Raw genomic sequence first — 15822 nt, 5'->3', positions numbered from 1 at the left:
GCGACCTCCAAGCGGCTATAGTCCGCCACACCGACATTCGCGGAAACGCCCATGCCCGACACGCCCGATCTCAACGCCGACGCCCTGCCGGAGGACGCGCCCTATATCGCCGACACCACGCGCTGGGTCGAGCGTGCCGTGATCGGCTTGAACCTCTGCCCGTTCGCGCGCGCACCCCTGGTGCAGGGCAAGCTGCGCCTGCGCGTCAGCCATGCGCGCGACACCGACGCCCTGCTCGACGATCTGTGCGGCGAACTGCAATCGCTGAACGCGCTCGCCCCCGACGAGTGCGAAACCGGGCTGCTGATCCACCCCTTCGTGCTCAACGACTTTCTCGACTACAACGACTTTCTCGACGTGGCCGATGCGGCGGTGCAGACGCTGGGGCTGGAAGGCATCTGGCAGGTGGCCACCTTCAATCCGCGCTACCAGTTCGCCGACACCAGCCCCGACGACATCGCCAATTTCAGCAACCGCTCGCCCTGGCCCACGCTGCATCTGCTGCGTGAAGCGAGCGTGGAGCGGGCGATGGCATCGATGAGCGACACCGATGCCATCTACCGCAACAACATCGCCACCCTGGAACGGCTGGGACACACTGGCTGGCAGGCGCTGTGGCGCGACGGCAAGGGCTGAACGCATTGCCGCGCGGCGCGTGACTTTCGGCAGGCGGCCCCCGACAGGCCGGTTCTATAATCGAAGCTTGCGCGAAAGCGCGCGCCGATCATGGAACCGTGATGAGCAAGACGATGAAGGCGCTGGTCAAGCGCAAGCCCGAACAGGGCATCTGGATGGAAGAGATCCCGGTGCCGGAGATCGGCCCGAACGAGGTGCTAATCAAGATCGAGAAAACCGCGATCTGCGGCACCGACCTGCACATCTACAAATGGGATGAGTGGAGCCAGCGCACGATCAGGCCCGGCCTGACCATCGGCCACGAATTCGTGGGGCGCATCGTGGAGATCGGCCCCGGCGTCACCGGCTACAAGATCGGCGACCGGGTATCGGCCGAAGGACACATCGTCTGCGGCCATTGCCGCAATTGCCGCGCCGGCCGCCAGCACCTGTGCCCCCACACCGCCGGCATCGGCGTCAACCGCAACGGCGCCTTCGCCGAATACATGAGCATGCCGGCCTCCAACCTGTGGCCGATTCCCGACCAGATCCCGTCCGAACTGGCCGCCTTCTTCGACCCCTACGGCAACGCCGCGCACTGTGCGCTGGAGTTCGACCTGATCGGCGAGGACGTGCTGATCACCGGCGCCGGCCCCATCGGCATCATTGCTGCCGGCATCTGCAAGCACGTGGGCGCGCGCAACGTGGTGGTCACCGACGTCAACGACTACCGCCTGAAACTTGCCGCCGACATGGGCGCCACGCGGGTGGTGAACGTTTCCAAGCAGTCGCTCGGCGACGTGGCGAAGGACCTGCACATCGAAGGCTTCGACGTGGGCCTGGAGATGAGCGGCAACCCGCGCGCGTTCAACGACATGCTCGATTGCATGTACCACGGCGGCAAGATCGCCATGCTCGGCATCATGCCGCGCGGCGCCGGCATCGACTGGGACAAGGTGATCTTCAAGGGTCTCACCATGCAGGGCATCTACGGCCGCCGGATGTACGAGACCTGGTACAAGATGACGCAGATGGTGCTGACCGGCTTTCCGCTGCAGAAGGTGCTTACTCACCAGATCGCGATCGACGATTTCCAGCGCGGCTTCGACCTGATGGACGCGGGCCAGTGCGGCAAGGTGGTCTGCACCTGGCATTGACCCGGCCTGCATGGGTCACCACCGCGCACATCCCGATCCCACCGCCCTACCGGAAGAACCATGACCCACGCCGCCCAAGACCGCTACGCCGCCGAACTCGACGCGATCCGCGAACAGGGCCTGTTCAAGGCCGAGCGCATCATCACCTCGCCGCAATCGGCCGAGATCGCGCTGGACGACGGCCGCAAGGTGCTGAACTTCTGCGCCAACAATTACCTGGGCCTGGCCGACAACGCCGAGGTGATCCAGGCCGCGAAGGACGCGCTGGACACCCACGGTTTCGGCATGGCCAGCGTGCGCTTCATCTGCGGCACGCAGGATCTGCACAAGCAGCTGGAGGCTAAGATAGCCGCCTTCTTCGGCACCGAGGACGCGATCCTCTACGCCGCCTGCTTCGACGCCAACGGCGGCCTGTTCGAGCCGTTGCTCGGCGAGCAGGACGCGGTCATTTCCGATGCCTTGAACCACGCCTCGATCATCGACGGCATCCGCCTGTGCAAGGCGCAGCGCTACCGCTACGCCAATGCCGACATGGCCGACCTGGAAGCCCAGCTGCAGGCGGCCGATGCGGCCGGCGCGCGGACCAAGCTGATCACCACCGACGGCACGTTCTCGATGGATGGCGTCATCGCACCGCTGGACGAGATCATCGTACTGGCCGCGAAGTACAACGCCATGGTGCACATCGACGAATGCCATTGCACCGGCTTCCTCGGCGACACCGGCCGCGGCTCGGCCGAAGTGCATGGGGTGATGGACAAGATCGACATCTTCACCGGCACCCTGGGCAAGGCGCTGGGCGGCGCGGTGGGTGGTTTCACCACCGGCCGCAGGGAAGTCATCGAACTGCTGCGCCAGCGCTCGCGGCCGTATCTCTTCTCCAACTCGCTGCCGCCACACGTGGTCGCCGCCGCGATCAAGGTGTTCGACATGCTGGACAGCGCCGCGGAACTGCGCACGCGGCTGCAGGCCAATACCCGCCATTTCCGCGAACGGATGACCGCCGCGGGCTTCGACATCAAGCCGGGCGTGCACCCGATCGTGCCGGTGATGGTCTACGACGCGCCCAAGGCGCAGGCCATGGCCAGCGCGCTGCTGGACGAAGGCATCTACGTCACCGGCTTCTTCTACCCCGTGGTGGCCAAGGGCCAGGCACGCATCCGCACGCAGATGAGTGCGGCGCATACGCGCGAGCAGCTGGACCGGGCGATCGCCGCGTTCACCCGCGTGGGTCGCCAGCTCGGCGTCATCGGCGGCTGAAGAGCCGCCGACGGTGTCGCGGCGGCATGTCACGCCCGCCGCGGCACCGTCCGCCCGTCACTTGGCGGGTTTGCGGAACCGGTACATGAACTGGTCGGTGTGGCCGCGTATCGACTTGTCGAACACCTTGATGTCGTGCGGATCGGCCGGATTGCGCAGCGCGTCGCTCTGGCCGTCGAACACGAAACCGGCCAGTTTCGCCTGCGATTTCACGATGGCCGGATCGATGCGGTGCAGCGTGTTGGTATCGCGCATGCCCGAGCCTGCCGGCGCCACGTGATCGATCACCACGAACACGCCACCGGGCTTCAAGGCCGCAAACGCCTGCCGATCCAGCGTCACCGGATCGACCTTGCCCATGAACGGGTCGGGATAGTCGTGGTAGTTCTGCGAGGTGAACACCAGGTCCACGGACTCCGGCGCGCGCAGCATCGCCGCCGGCTGGGTCAGCACGCTCACGTTCGCATAATGCGGGTCTGCCGCCAGCGCCTTGATCGTGCTGACGCCTTCGCTATCGACCTTGGCATATTCGTCGGGCACCACCGCATACACGTGGCCCTGCGTGCCCACGACCGCGCTGAACACGCGGGTGAAATAGCCGCTGCCGGGAATCAGCTCCAGCACTTTCTGGCCCGGCTTCACCTGGGTGAATGCCATGACCTGCGCCACCTTGCGCCTGGCATCGTCGGCCCGGTCGGCCTGCCGCGCGGGATCGGCAACGGCCCTGGTTATGGCGTCCGAGCCAGTATCCTTCGACGTCTCGGCCAGGGTCACCGGGGGCAAGGCGAAAACAAGCAACGCCGCGAGAACAGTCAAGCGCATGACGTACTCCTGCATCGAGTGGGGGACGTCGATTGTGCGCCTGTCGTGCCGCGGGATCGATAGCCGCGAAGGGCGCCAGCCAGGCCGGCGCCCTCCCCTGGCCTCACCAGGTGATCGGCTTGTCGTCATCCTTGACGCGCGCGAACTGGAAGGCCTCCGTCAACGGCCGGATCAGGTCCAGCGGCAGCGGAAACACGATGGTGGACGACTTGCCGGTGTGCGACATGTCGGCCATGGTCTGCAGGTAGCGCAGCTGCAGGGCCTGCGGTTGCTGCGACAGCATCGCCGCCGCATCGCGCAGCTTCTCGGCGGCCTGCATCTCGCCCTCGGCATGGATCACCTTGGCGCGGCGTTCGCGCTCCGCCTCGGCCTGGCGGGCGATGGCGCGCACCATGGTTTCGTTGAGGTCCACATCCTTGATCTCGACGTTGGCCACCTTGATGCCCCACGGGTCGGTCGATTCGTCGAGGATGGCCTGCAGGGTCTGGTTGATCGAATCGCGCTGCGACAGGATCTCGTCCAGCTCGTGCTGGCCCAGCACCGAGCGCAGCCGCGTCTGTGCCAGCTGGCTGGTGGCCTGCAGGTAGTTCTCCACCTGCAGCACGGACTTGTCCGGTTCGACCACGCGGAAATACACCACCGCGTTGACGCGCACCGAGACGTTGTCGCGCGAAATCACATCCTGCGGCGGCACATCCATCACGGTGATGCGCAGATCCACCCGGATCATCTGTTGCACCACCGGCAGCAGCAGCACCAGGCCCGGCCCACGCGTGCCGGTATAGCGGCCCAGCGTCAGGACCACGCCACGCTGGTATTCCGGCAGGATCTTCACCGCGGAGAACAGCAGCAAGATCACGATGATGACCAGGACACCGACAAATCCGAACATGACTCTCTCCCATGGACAGTTTCTGGAACGGCGCCGCGAGAGGTCCGCGGCGCCGCTTTCCGAGCGCTTCAGAGGGGCTCGACCTGCAACAACAAACCCTCCCGCCCGACGACACGCACCCGCGCGCCGCCGGGCAAGGCGGTTGCGCAGCGGGCGCGCCAGCGCTCGCCGCGCACCAGGACCCAGGTCTCGTTGTTCTCCCCCACCGGTTCCAACAGCTCGGCGACATCGCCGCGCATGGCGTCATCGCCAGTCACCTGGCGTGAGCGACGCGAGCGCAACACCATCCACACCACCAGCACCAGCAAGCCGGCGGCGCCTACCGCGATGGCGCCGATGACACCCAGGTTCACCGCGTAACCCGGCACGCCGGTATTCATCAGCATGATCGACCCCATCACGAAGGAAACCAGCCCACCCACGCCCAGCACGCCGAGCGTGGGCGTCACCACCTCGGCCACCAGCAATCCGATGCCCAGCGCCATCAGCGCCAGGCCGGCGTAATTCACCGGCAACAGCTGCAAGGCGTACAACCCCACCAGCAGCGCAATGCCGCCCACGATGCCCGGCAGCATGGCACCAGGGTGCAAGGCTTCCAGCCCCAGCCCGAAAATGCCGGCCAGCAGCAACAGGTAGGCGATGGTGGGGTTGGTGATGATTCCCAGGAAGCGGCTGCGTGGACCGGGCGCGTAATCACGCACGGTGGCATCGGCCAGCTGCAGGGTGACGGTTCGGCCATCCACCTGCACGGCGCGTCCGCTGGCCTTGGCGAGCAGGTCGGCGGTGTCGTCCGCCACGAAATCGATGACGTGCCTGCGCGCCGCCTCGCTGGCCGTCAGCGTGGCGGCGCCGCGCACCGCCTGCTCGGCCCAGGCCACGTCGCGCCCGCGCAGTTGGGCCAGCGAGCGGATATAGGCGATCGCATCGTTGAGCACCTTGTTCGACTCGGCATCATCGGATGCCGCTGCCGTGCCCGCGCTGGAGGCGGCCGCCGGCCCGGCGTCCGGTTTCGGCAGCGGCATCGGCGAGCCGCCGCCCAGCCTCACCGGCGTGGCGGCACCGACATGGGTGGCCGGCGCCATCGCCGCCACCTGGGCCGCGTAGAGGATGTACGTCCCTGCCGAAGCGGCGCGTGCCCCGCCCGGCGCCACATAGGCCAGCACGGGCACCTTGCTGGCCAGCATGCGCGCGATGATCTGGCGCATGGCCTCGGCGAGGCCGCCCGGCGTATCCAGCTGCAGCACGATGGCCACGGCGCCGTCGGCGATGGCACGTTCGGAGGCATCATCGAAATATTCGGCGGCGGCAGGGCCGATCGGCCCGGTGAGCGTCATGCGGGCGACCATCGGCGTCGGCTGGGCCGCTGGCGTCGGCGCGGCAGCGGTCGTGGCCGCGAGGGCAAGCAAGATCGCCAGCAGGAACAGCCAACGCGTCATCACGAACCTCCTGCATCCATGACGGCACTGTATCGCGGATCATGTTAGTGATCGGGCAATCCGAAACCACCGGAGCCAAGCGATGCCGAAGATAACCATTGCCAGTGTCCCAGAACGTACCGGTTCGAGCTATCCCGCGCCCTTCGCCGAACAGGCTGCAGAACGGGTCAAGCTGGCCCTGGGCGATGCCGGCCGATTGCAGGATTTCGGCGTCAACCTCACCACGCTGCCGCCGGGTACCTGGTCCAGCCAGCGGCACTGGCACAGCCACGAGGACGAATTCGTCTACGTGCTGTCCGGCGACGTGGTGCTGGTTACCGACGCGGGCGAGGAAATCCTGCACGCGCACGACTGCGCCGCGTTCCCGAAGAACGTGGCCGACGGCCATCAGCTGGTCAATCGCGGCAACGTCAATGCGGTGTATCTGGAGATCGGCTCGCGCCACCCGGACGACGCGTGCACCTACCCCGACGTGGACCTGCATGCGTCCGCAGGCAATGCCGGCTACACGCACAAGGACGGCACGCCGTACTAGGCGCTGCCGGGCAGGTCAGAGCGTGGCGTCCGAACCCCACAGGGCTTCCATGCTCACGTTCATCTGCAGCTCGTCCAGATCCACCACCTCGGTCACGGCGTGTGCCGTGGGGTCGCCGTGGCGGCGAATCGGCACCTCGATACGCAACCCGTCCTGGGTGGTGATCGAGGAAACCCGGGGGTTGCGGTCGGTGGCGCCACGGCGGGTGACGACTGCGATGCTGCCGTTGTGCAGGCGCACGCCGGTGCCGGGCGGGTAAATGCCCAGGGTCTTGATGAACGACGCGGCGTGGTGCTCGTCCACTGCCGCGCCCTCGTTGAGGAAGAGCCGGCGCAAGGCCACGTTGGGCAGCATCGCGCTGCGGCAGGCACGGCTGGAAACGCGCGCGCAGTAGATGTCGGCCAGCGATACCAGCTGGGTCAGCGGATGGATGGCGTCGCCGGATTTGCGGGCGGGATAGCCGCTGCCGTCCGGACGCTCGTGATGGTCGCGTACGATCTCCAGCCAGCGTTCGTTGGTCACGCCGTGCTGCCGCAGCCAGGTTACGCCGCGTTCGCAATGGCCGGACACGTCACGGCGCTGCTCGTCGTTCAGCGCCCCCACCTCCTGCAGCCGCTGCTGCAGATCCAGCATGCCGAAGTTCATCGTCAAGGCCGCTGCGACGGCCACCGAGAGCTCCGCCGCGGCAAACGACATGGCCGCGCCGGCAATCTGGCACGCTATCGCCGCGTTCACCGAATGGCGGATGGCGTAATGCCCTTCGCGGTGCATCAGGATCGATGCCAGCGCGACATCCGCGTTGGCCTTGCAGGCACGCTGCACCGTGGCGGCGACCTGCATCAGCGCTCGGGAGATGTCCTCGCGATCCGCGGTGCCCGACAGCAGGTGCAGCTGGCGTCGCGCCGCAAGAATGAGCGACAGCGGCGATGACTTGCGCTCCGGTTCCGGCGCGGCCGGTTCGTGGGCGGGCGTGGCGGCGGCCCACAACGCATGGCGTTTCAGTTTTTCGATCTGGCTGGCACTGGTGATCACCTGGCCCCGGCGCAGCAGAAGCTTGCCCTTCGCGTCATAGGCGTCGCATGGCAAAGGTTCGCCAACCTTGAGATCCGATGGATCGATCAGACGCTTTTGCACGTTCGCCCCGCCCCCCCCGATGCCGATCGGCCGGAGCGGTCTCCATGCCTACCCGGCGCGTCACCCCATGTCATCCACCCCGCTCGCGGCATGCACACAGCGCACGCGACATCGTGCATCTGCACATACCTGATCGGCAGCCAACGGGGAAGCTTTAGCCAGGATCGCCCGGTCTTTCGACGGACGCTACGAAGGGCCCGGTGCGGGCAGACGGGCGCCGACCAGCAAGGCGCGGATGGCACGCAGTTTTGCCTTGATCAGTGCCTCGTTGGCCGGGCCGGTGCGCAGCAGCAGCCGCTGGCCGGCGGAGAGCGATTCCAGCGAGGGATCGGCAAAGGCGTAATGGTTTTTCACGCGCAGCAGCAACGGCGGTTCGGCCGGTTCCGGCGCGGCCAGGAGATCGTCGATCACCACGATCAGGCGATCGTTGAAATAGCCGCGAGGGTAGCCGAGCTCCTGGTAGGCCTGCTGGAACAGCGGATACGCCTGGACATACCAGGCCACCAACGCCGCCGGATCGACGTTCTTCATCACCGCGATGTAGGGCGCGTAGCGCTCGCTGTTCTGCGCGGCCATGGTGATGCGGCCATCGGCTTCGGTCGTGGCGAAGGCGCCTTCGGGCGGACGGGCGGGCAACATCAAGGTGCCCAGCGCACGCCTGGGCAAGGCGTCGATGGTGGCCACGATGCGCGCCACGATCTGTTTCGATACCAGCAGATCGCGCAGCGGGCTGTTGCCTGCCAGCGCCGCCAACGCGTCGACCACGTCCTCGTCGCTGCCACTCAGCGGTGGCAACGCCGTGGTGGATACCGGGGCCGGCACCGCCGCCTGCGCGATCGGATGGCGTGGCGCCGACGTGGCCGCTGCGCTCGGTGCGGCCGGCGGGACGACCGCGGTGGACGGCACGGCCGTGGTTTCGCCCTGTCGCAGCCTGTGGTTGAGATACAACGCCAGTACCGCCACGGCCAGCACCACGACCAGGCCCAGCAACCAGCTTCCGATGGATGTTCTCTTCTTCATCAGCGCCTCATCATTGCCATGCGTAAGGGTTCGACTGACTTGGGCACGGTTCGTTCACAGGCGGCCTTCGCCGCCCTCGTCACCCGCCGCGATTTCACCTCGCCTGCCCGTTTGCCCCGGCACCATGGTTCCTCTGGCCATCGCACAACCACATGCCCGATCCTTCCGCCCCCTTCTGCCGCGAGCGCTCCCTGCTCGACTGACCATGACGCAGCGCAGCCTTTTCGATGCCGGTGGTCCGCAGACGCTGCTGGACGACGCCAGCGGCCGCATCGTGCTGACACCCGGGCTCGTCGACGAAGCGACGGCCCGTGCGTGGTTCCAGCAGTTGCACGACGGCATCGCGTGGAAGAGCGGCCGGCGCCTGATGTACGAGCGGGAAGTGGACGTGCCGCGGCTCCGGGCGCATTTCCGCGCCGATGACCCCGACCTGCCCCAGGCCCTGCGGCAGGCGCTGGATCTCGTTCGCACCACCTTCGCCGCGCCGTTCGACAGCATCGGCCTCAACCTCTACCGCGATCGGCACGACAGCGTGGCGCCGCACAACGACAAGCTCGCCGACATCGTGCGGGGGCAGCCGATCGTACTGCTGTCGCTGGGCGCCACCCGCACCATGACGATCCGCGCCAAGCAGCCACCACGCCATGTGTTGCGGGTCGATCTGGAAGCGGGCAGCGCGCTGCTGATGAGCTGGGACAGCCAGCTTCATTACGACCATGCGATCCTGAAGCAGCGCGAAGCGGTCGGGCCGCGCATCAGCCTGGCTTTCCGCGTGCGCGGCGCCAGCCCGAAGTGAGCAGGGCCCGGCGTCAGCGGCTGTCGCCCTTGGGAAAACGCACACGCTCCGGTTCGGCATTGAGCCGCTGCAGCATGACGGCGATCAGGCGCGACTTGACGCTGCCGGCCTGCTTGGGGTCCACCACGTAGCGCACGATCGCATCGATCCAGGTGTTGGCGTTGACGCGGAACAATACCGACGGCCGTTCATGCACCTGCACCTCGCCCACCGGGGTCGAGGCCAGGATCTCGCGAAAAACCCGCACGCGCTCGATCATCGCCTCGCCCAACTCCGCCTCCGCGGCCTCGCGCATCACCCGGCCCACGAACTCGAAATCGCTGTCGTAGCCGACCTGGAAGGAAATCTCGTTCCAGATGTACGGAAAAACCGGCCACGAATAATTGTAGATGGCACTGGTCAGCACGTTCGCATTGGGAAACTTCACCAATCGTCCGCTGGGATGGTCGGTGGAAACGTAGGGGCCGCCTACCTCCCACAGCGTGGTGTCCAGGTAGGTCACCTCGATGACGTCGCCAGTGGCCTCGCCGATGCTGATGCGGTCGCCCACGCGGTAAGGTTCGCGCGCCAGGATGTACACCCAGCCGATGAAGCTGGTGATCGGCGTCTGCAGGGCGAAACCCAGCACCAGCGAAATCAGCCCCAGCGACGCGGCCGCCGCGTACCAGTTGGCGAACAGCACCGAAACCACGATGGCGGCCAGTACCACGTACACCACCAGCCGCAGGATGCGGCGCAGGTTGTAGCGCGTGACCGCGTTCTCGGCCCGTTCGATGGCGTACACGCGCACCAGCCTGGCCACCGCCAGCATCAGCACGATCGCCATCGCGCCCACGATGCCGCGCCGGAGCAGCGGCAGGTAGCATGCCGCGAAATCGAGCTGATGCAAGCGCATCAGGTAGAACACCACCGCCAGCGCAAACAGCACCAGCGCATACATGCCCAGCCAGAGCTTGTGCCGGCGCGGTACCGACCGGGGCTTTTCTTGGCCGCAGTCGCGCGAGCGCTGGCGCAGGGCACGTTGCAGTTGTTCGTCCTGCGCTTGTGCCGGGTCAGGCGGGTGGCCGACAACAGGTGACGAGGGTTCGGTCATACATGGTTTCCGGACGCGCCGAAGGTGGCGTATCCAGCGAACTACACCGCGGGTACCGGCAAAGTGAAGGGCGCGCTCACCGCGCGTGCACCGTGGACGTCGCTAGCATCGGCTTTCCACCGCCATGGAAACGCCCCGTGTCCACGCTCAAGCTCGCCACGTTCAACATCAATGGCATCCGTTCGCGGCTGCCGATCCTGCTGTCATGGCTGGAGCGCGAAGCGCCCGACATCGTCTGCCTGCAGGAGCTGAAGGCCCGCGACGACGCCTTCCCCATCGCCGAGATCCGCGCCGCCGGTTACGGCGCACTGTGGCAGGGGCAAACCTCGTGGAACGGTGTGGCCATTCTCGCCCGCGGCAGCGACCCGGTCGAAAGCCGGCGCGGCCTGCCCGGCGACCCCGCCGACAAGCAAAGCCGCTACCTGGAAGCGGCAGCGCACGGCGTGATGGTCGGCTGTCTCTACCTGCCCAACGGCAACCCGCAACCGGGGCCGAAGTTCGACTACAAGCTGGCGTGGTTCGAGCGGCTGATCAAGCACGCCGCAAAGCTGTACGAGAGCGGGCACCCGGTGGTGCTGGCCGGCGATTTCAACGTGGTGCCCACCGACGAGGACATCTACAACCCGCGCTCATGGCGCAAGGACGCCCTGCTGCAACCGGAAAGCCGCACCTGCTACCAGCGGCTGCTGGCGCAAGGCTGGACCGACGCCCTGCGCCACCGCCACCCGGACGAGCGGATCTACACCTTCTGGGATTATTTCCGCCAGCACTGGCCGCGCAACGCCGGCCTTCGCATCGACCACCTGCTACTCAGCGCCGACCTGGCGCCGCGGCTGGAAGATGCCAACGTCGGCCGCTGGGTGCGCGACCTGCCCCACCCCAGTGACCATGCACCCGCGTGGATCACGCTGGCGCAAAAATCTTCCGCGCCGAAGAAAGCCGCGCGGAAGCGTGCGCGTGGGAAATCATGACGGATGGCCCGAACTTCCCGGTCGGGCCATCAACACCTTGCGCCGTCAGTGGCGACGATCGGCTTCGTCTTCGGCGTCATCCATGGCTTCGCCGACCTTTCTCTGAACCTTGCCCACGTTTTTTTCCACGGCCCCGGTCGCTTCCTGCCACTTGTCGCCGGTCACCTTGCCGGCGACTTCCTTCACGGTGCCCTTGACCTGGTGTTTCGTGCCCTCGACGCGATTGTGATCCATGCCATACCTCCGGAAAGCCTGCGGGATGCAGACGTGCTTAGTTCTACGTGGCGTCCGGTCGACGGGCCGTGACCGACTCGTTTGCCGGATGTTGGCGTTGGTTCGCCTGGCGTGCCCACGCGGCGTTCACGGCCGCGGCGTGCAAGCTTGTCGATCCCATGGCGGACGTTGCGCATGCCTCCTGCCGACAACACCTGCGATTGCCTGATCATCGGCGCCGGCCCGGCGGGATTGACGGCGGCAACCTACCTGGCACGATTTCGCCGCCGCATCGTGGTACTGGACGCTGGCCGCAGCCGGGCCCGCTGGATTCCGGCCAGCCACAACTGCCCCGGCTTTCCGTTCGGCGTCGCCGGCAATGCCTTGCTGGCGCGCTATCGCACCCATGCGCAGCAATACGGCGCCACCATCATCCAGACGTCGATAAGAACCCTGGCCAAGCGCGACAGTGCCTTCATCGCCAGCGATGGCGAGCGAGAATGGCGCGCCCGCCACGCCATTCTCGCCACCGGCGTGGTGGATCGGGTGCCCGACATGCCGAACGTCGAGGACGCCATCCACCATGGCGTCGTGCGCCTGTGTGCGGTCTGCGATGGCTACGAGGCACGCGACGAGGCCATCGGCGTGCTTGCGCCGGCGGCCGACGCACTCGATCACGCTGAGTACCTGCGCACGTTTTCGCGACGGGTCGCCGCGCTGGTGACGGACGCCTCCGGCGTCGTGGACCGTGCATTGCGCGAGCGCGCCGAGCGCGCCGGCATTGCCGTGTATCCCGCGCCCGCGCGCCTGTCGCTGTCCGGCAACGGCTGTCGCGTCGATTTCGCCGATGGCGACCCGTTGCAGCTGGACACGCTTTATCCCGTGCTGGGCGCCGATGCGCAATCGGACCTGGGCCGCGCACTGGGCGCAAGCATCGACGACGGCGGCGAACTGCAAGTGGACAAACGGATGCACACCAGCGTCGACGGCCTGTACGCCATCGGCGACGTGGTCAGCGGCCTCAACCAGATCAGCGTGGCCGTGGGCCATGCCGCACTGGCCGCCAGCGCCGTGCATCGACGCCTTCCGCCGAACCCCTGCTGACGGGGAATTTCCGAGCGCCGCGCCAGCAACCTGCGCCACCTCGATACGAAAGCTTTTGCCGAGGCGAACGGTGCCCGACTCCGCCCATCACCACGGCCGCGGGCGGCAGCGGCGCGGCACAGAGAGGATTGGCCCGGGTTGGATGTCGCCGCCTGGTGCAAGCCCAGGCGGCGCAATCACGTCCCCCTTCAAGCCAGGTGCCGGCGCACCCATGCCAGATAGCGGTCCACGAAGTCCTGCAGGAATTTTTCGGTACCCTCGTTGCTGACACGACCCTCCTCGTCGATCAGCGTGTCGTCCTTGAAGTGCACGAAAACTTCCGGCTGCGCCAGCGTGGATACGTCCAGATAGGCCAGCGTATTGCGCAAATGCTGCTGGGCCATGGCGCTGCCGACGGCGCCGATCGAGGCACCGATCACTGCACCGGGCTTGCGCGCGAACGAATTGGTGCCCCAGGGCCGGGAGCCGATGTCCAGCGCATTCTTGAGCACGCCGGGCATCGAGCGGTTGTACTCGGGCGTGACGAACAGCAGCGCGTCGGCGGCCTCCACCTGGCGTTTCAGCCGCTGGCACTCGGCCGGATAATCGCCATCGAAATCCTGGTTGTAGAGGGGCAGGTTGTCGATCCGGACGTGCTCGAACGCGACCCCTTCGGGCGCCAGCCGCTCCACGGCACGCGCCAATCGGCGATTGATCGATGCCTTGCGCAGGCTGCCGACGAATACCGCTACCTTGATCTCACCCATGGGCCTTGCTCCTGCAGGTTGACGCTCAGTTTGGCGTAACGGCCAGTATAGGTCTGCCGATGGAAGGCGCCGTGATGGCATTGGCCCCAAGCCACAACAGGCCGAATGGCACGCCGATTGCTTTGCCAAAGGCATGGATGACACTGATTTATCAGGTTTTCCTGCCGTGCGTCCCATGCCACAATGGGAAAAGCCGCCAGAGCTCATGCCCAAGGCATGACGGACTTTCCACAAGAATTACGCATAGTCCGGTCAGGGGGAAGACAACGTTCAAGGAACGGTCGATGGCATGCTCGAACATAATCAGCGCTTTCCGCCGCATCCCGTGGCTCGGCTGCCTGATGCTGAGCCTGCTGTCGATGGGTGTCGTGCGTGCCGCCACGCCGCTGGAAGGCGCCTGGCGCATCGCGCGTCCGGGCGATACGCCGCAGCAGCTGTTGCAGGATTTTCGCAGCGGCACGCTGGCCCGGTTCGATCCGGCCATGCTGCAGCAGTTTCCTCGGGAGAACCTGGGCAGCTGGGTGGTACTTGCGCCGCAGCCTCCCTGGATCGATGAGGAAAGGGTGCTGGCGATCTACCCGCCGCCAGCCGGCGTCGTCACCGTCTACCCATCGGCCACCGGCGTCGGCGAGCCCTTGTCGAGCCGGGACTTTTCGGCGCCCACCCATGGCAACGGACGGCTGGCCTGGTATGTGCCGACGAACCAGTCGGCCTCCGCGCCCATCGTGCTGAAGTTCGAGCCCACCACCACCGTCGCCGCACCGGTGCGGTTCGACCTGCAGCCATGGGGCGAATACCTGCAGCAGGATGCCGGCTGGCTCGTTTTCGCCAGCGCCTGTTTCGCGGTGATGCTGGCCATGGTGCTGATGGCGCTGTGTTTCTCGCTGATGCTGCGCGATGTCACCTACGCCTGGTACGCCGGCTACATCCTCTGCTATGCGCTGATACAGGGCGCGCAGAGCGGTTTCCTGTTTCATCCGATGGAATGGCACTGGCTCAGTGACGTGACGCCCGCCCTCGAGGCGATGGCCACTGCCGCCTCGGTGGCCTTCGCCTCGCTGTTCATGGTGCGGTTTTGCGAATTGCAACGCTACGCGCCGTTGCTGCGCGTTCTCATCGGCGGGCTTGCCGTCTGCATGGCGACGCTGGTCGTCATGCAGGGCAGCCGCATCGGCCTGCTCCAGCAAGGGATGCGGCTGCTGCTCAATCCGCTGCTGCTGCTGGGCGCCACGCTGCTGTCCATCGCCGCGATCATCGCCGCCGCGCGGGGTTCGCGGCATGCGTGGTTTTTCCTGGTCGGCTGGGTGCCGTTGCTGGCGCTCACCGCGATCAGCAGCGCGCAGATGAACGGCGCCCTGCCCGGCCTTGGCTGGATCAACCAGGCCGCGCTTGGCGTCGGCGCGTTCGAGGCGATCGTGCTGTCGCTGGGCCTGGCCGATCGTGCACTCGTCCTGCGCCGCGACCGCGACACCGTGCGCGTCCTGGCCGAACGCGACATGCTCACCAATGCCTTCAATCGCCGCGCATGGATCGAACGCGCGGAAAAGGCGCTGGCCGGCGATCCCGCGCTGTCACTGGCGGCTCTGTTCATGGACCTGGACCATTTCAAGCAGCTCAACGACCACCACGGCCACAGCGCGGGCGATCACGCGCTGACCGCGGTGGCGTCGGCGCTGGAGACGGAGCTGCGCCCCACCGACCTGCTCGGCCGCTACGGCGGCGAGGAGTTCGTGGTGCTGCTGACCGGCGCCACGGTGGCGCAGGCGATGCAGGTGGCCACCCGGCTGTGCCGCCGCGTGCATCGGCTGGAGATTCCGGTGGACGACGGCGAGCAGCGGCTCACGATCAGCATCGGCATCGCCATGCGCATCGAGGGCGACACCGTCGCCTCGCTGGTGGACCGCGCCGACCAGGCCATGTACAAAGCCAAGCTCGGCGGCCGCAACCGCACGTTCCTGCACCGGGTCGCCACGCCGCACGCGTCGCGGCCACGGCTGCACGTCATCGACGGCAAGAGCGCCTAGCCGC

At 66.8% G+C, this 15822-nt stretch carries 16 protein-coding genes; 8 read left to right on the top strand and 8 right to left on the bottom strand.

The window, feature by feature from the left end; all coding sequences use genetic code 11:
- Positions 1 to 51 precede the first annotated feature (51 nt).
- The 3 genes from ABD017_RS03815 to kbl all read left to right on the top strand — a co-directional run bounded on the left by ABD017_RS03815 (position 52) and on the right by kbl (position 3032).
- Entirely contained in the window at positions 52 to 636 is a 585-nt protein-coding gene (locus ABD017_RS03815) for a DUF1415 domain-containing protein (protein ID WP_343880291.1), read from the top strand.
- 113 nt (positions 637 to 749) lie between these two features.
- Complete coding sequence (tdh, locus tag ABD017_RS03810) at positions 750 to 1772, top strand: L-threonine 3-dehydrogenase (RefSeq protein WP_343880654.1); 1023 nt, start codon at positions 750 to 752, stop codon at positions 1770 to 1772.
- 60 nt (positions 1773 to 1832) lie between these two features.
- On the top strand, positions 1833 to 3032 hold the full coding sequence (gene kbl / locus ABD017_RS03805; RefSeq protein ID WP_343880289.1) for a glycine C-acetyltransferase: 1200 nt from the start codon (positions 1833 to 1835) through the stop codon (positions 3030 to 3032).
- A 57-nt stretch (positions 3033 to 3089) separates the two neighbouring features.
- Here the strand turns inward: kbl and ABD017_RS03800 are convergent, their stop codons facing one another.
- From ABD017_RS03800 to ABD017_RS03790, 3 genes are all read right to left on the bottom strand, one after another.
- On the bottom strand, positions 3090 to 3854 hold the full coding sequence (locus ABD017_RS03800) for a class I SAM-dependent methyltransferase (protein WP_343880287.1): 765 nt from the start codon (positions 3852 to 3854) through the stop codon (positions 3090 to 3092).
- Between the two features lie 103 nt (positions 3855 to 3957).
- Positions 3958 to 4746, bottom strand: a complete 789-nt coding sequence (locus tag ABD017_RS03795; protein ID WP_343880285.1) for a slipin family protein — start codon at positions 4744 to 4746, stop codon at positions 3958 to 3960.
- Positions 4747 to 4814: 68 nt separating this feature from the next.
- Positions 4815 to 6182 carry an NfeD family protein gene (locus ABD017_RS03790; protein ID WP_343880283.1) on the bottom strand — a complete coding sequence of 456 codons (1368 nt, stop codon included), beginning with the start codon at positions 6180 to 6182 and terminating at the stop codon, positions 4815 to 4817.
- 82 nt (positions 6183 to 6264) lie between these two features.
- On the opposite strand from ABD017_RS03790, the gene ABD017_RS03785 reads away from it, so the two are divergent.
- Entirely contained in the window at positions 6265 to 6717 is a 453-nt protein-coding gene (locus tag ABD017_RS03785) for a cupin domain-containing protein (RefSeq protein ID WP_343880281.1), read from the top strand.
- Between the two features lie 15 nt (positions 6718 to 6732).
- On the opposite strand, the gene ABD017_RS03780 is transcribed toward ABD017_RS03785, so the two are convergent.
- Positions 6733 to 7851: an HD-GYP domain-containing protein gene (locus ABD017_RS03780; RefSeq protein WP_343880279.1), complete on the bottom strand. Its 1119-nt coding sequence runs from the start codon at positions 7849 to 7851 to the stop codon at positions 6733 to 6735.
- Positions 7852 to 8037: 186 nt separating this feature from the next.
- Positions 8038 to 8871 carry a DUF3014 domain-containing protein gene (locus ABD017_RS03775; protein WP_343880277.1) on the bottom strand — a complete coding sequence of 278 codons (834 nt, stop codon included), beginning with the start codon at positions 8869 to 8871 and terminating at the stop codon, positions 8038 to 8040.
- 205 nt (positions 8872 to 9076) lie between these two features.
- Between ABD017_RS03775 and ABD017_RS03770 the strand changes: the two genes are divergently transcribed.
- A complete protein-coding gene (locus ABD017_RS03770) occupies positions 9077 to 9667 on the top strand; it encodes an alpha-ketoglutarate-dependent dioxygenase AlkB (protein WP_343880275.1) in 591 nt (196 codons plus the stop codon).
- 13 nt (positions 9668 to 9680) lie between these two features.
- On the opposite strand, the gene ABD017_RS03765 is transcribed toward ABD017_RS03770, so the two are convergent.
- Positions 9681 to 10760, bottom strand: coding sequence for a mechanosensitive ion channel family protein (locus ABD017_RS03765; protein WP_343880273.1), 1080 nt, complete (start codon positions 10758 to 10760; stop codon positions 9681 to 9683).
- 137 nt (positions 10761 to 10897) lie between these two features.
- Between ABD017_RS03765 and xth the strand changes: the two genes are divergently transcribed.
- Positions 10898 to 11731: an exodeoxyribonuclease III gene (gene xth / locus ABD017_RS03760; protein WP_343880271.1), complete on the top strand. Its 834-nt coding sequence runs from the start codon at positions 10898 to 10900 to the stop codon at positions 11729 to 11731.
- A 45-nt stretch (positions 11732 to 11776) separates the two neighbouring features.
- Here the strand turns inward: xth and ABD017_RS03755 are convergent, their stop codons facing one another.
- A complete protein-coding gene (locus tag ABD017_RS03755; protein ID WP_343880269.1) occupies positions 11777 to 11965 on the bottom strand; it encodes a CsbD family protein in 189 nt (62 codons plus the stop codon).
- A 174-nt stretch (positions 11966 to 12139) separates the two neighbouring features.
- Between ABD017_RS03755 and ABD017_RS03750 the strand changes: the two genes are divergently transcribed.
- Positions 12140 to 13048: an NAD(P)/FAD-dependent oxidoreductase gene (locus tag ABD017_RS03750; RefSeq protein ID WP_343880267.1), complete on the top strand. Its 909-nt coding sequence runs from the start codon at positions 12140 to 12142 to the stop codon at positions 13046 to 13048.
- Between the two features lie 188 nt (positions 13049 to 13236).
- Here the strand turns inward: ABD017_RS03750 and ABD017_RS03745 are convergent, their stop codons facing one another.
- On the bottom strand, positions 13237 to 13794 hold the full coding sequence (locus ABD017_RS03745) for an NADPH-dependent FMN reductase (protein ID WP_343880266.1): 558 nt from the start codon (positions 13792 to 13794) through the stop codon (positions 13237 to 13239).
- Positions 13795 to 14078: 284 nt separating this feature from the next.
- Here ABD017_RS03745 and ABD017_RS03740 point away from each other — a divergent pair, with 284 nt between their 5' ends.
- Positions 14079 to 15818 (top strand): sensor domain-containing diguanylate cyclase, encoded by a 1740-nt coding sequence (locus ABD017_RS03740; RefSeq protein WP_343880265.1) that lies wholly within the window; start codon positions 14079 to 14081, stop codon positions 15816 to 15818.
- Positions 15819 to 15822 lie beyond the last annotated feature (4 nt).

This window comes from Rhodanobacter caeni (assembly GCF_039523575.1).
GTDB lineage: Bacteria > Pseudomonadota > Gammaproteobacteria > Xanthomonadales > Rhodanobacteraceae > Rhodanobacter > Rhodanobacter caeni.
This window is presented reverse-complemented; position numbering and strand designations above follow the sequence as displayed.

What these genes read in the sequence shown, in the direction of transcription:
- ABD017_RS03800 (WP_343880287.1), bottom strand. Translation starts at nt 3,854, where the DNA reads ATGCGCTTGACTGTTCTCGCGGCGTTGCTTGTTTTCGCCTTGCCCCCG.
- ABD017_RS03775 (WP_343880277.1), bottom strand. Translation starts at nt 8,871, where the DNA reads ATGAAGAAGAGAACATCCATCGGAAGCTGGTTGCTGGGCCTGGTCGTG.
- ABD017_RS03770 (WP_343880275.1), top strand. Translation starts at nt 9,077, where the DNA reads ATGACGCAGCGCAGCCTTTTCGATGCCGGTGGTCCGCAGACGCTGCTG.
- ABD017_RS03765 (WP_343880273.1), bottom strand. Translation starts at nt 10,760, where the DNA reads ATGACCGAACCCTCGTCACCTGTTGTCGGCCACCCGCCTGACCCGGCA.
- ABD017_RS03745 (WP_343880266.1), bottom strand. Translation starts at nt 13,794, where the DNA reads ATGGGTGAGATCAAGGTAGCGGTATTCGTCGGCAGCCTGCGCAAGGCA.
- kbl (WP_343880289.1), top strand. Translation starts at nt 1,833, where the DNA reads ATGACCCACGCCGCCCAAGACCGCTACGCCGCCGAACTCGACGCGATC.
- ABD017_RS03785 (WP_343880281.1), top strand. Translation starts at nt 6,265, where the DNA reads ATGCCGAAGATAACCATTGCCAGTGTCCCAGAACGTACCGGTTCGAGC.
- tdh (WP_343880654.1), top strand. Translation starts at nt 750, where the DNA reads ATGAAGGCGCTGGTCAAGCGCAAGCCCGAACAGGGCATCTGGATGGAA.
- ABD017_RS03740 (WP_343880265.1), top strand. Translation starts at nt 14,079, where the DNA reads ATGGCATGCTCGAACATAATCAGCGCTTTCCGCCGCATCCCGTGGCTC.
- ABD017_RS03750 (WP_343880267.1), top strand. Translation starts at nt 12,140, where the DNA reads ATGCCTCCTGCCGACAACACCTGCGATTGCCTGATCATCGGCGCCGGC.
- ABD017_RS03795 (WP_343880285.1), bottom strand. Translation starts at nt 4,746, where the DNA reads ATGTTCGGATTTGTCGGTGTCCTGGTCATCATCGTGATCTTGCTGCTG.
- ABD017_RS03790 (WP_343880283.1), bottom strand. Translation starts at nt 6,182, where the DNA reads ATGACGCGTTGGCTGTTCCTGCTGGCGATCTTGCTTGCCCTCGCGGCC.
- ABD017_RS03755 (WP_343880269.1), bottom strand. Translation starts at nt 11,965, where the DNA reads ATGGATCACAATCGCGTCGAGGGCACGAAACACCAGGTCAAGGGCACC.
- ABD017_RS03815 (WP_343880291.1), top strand. Translation starts at nt 52, where the DNA reads ATGCCCGACACGCCCGATCTCAACGCCGACGCCCTGCCGGAGGACGCG.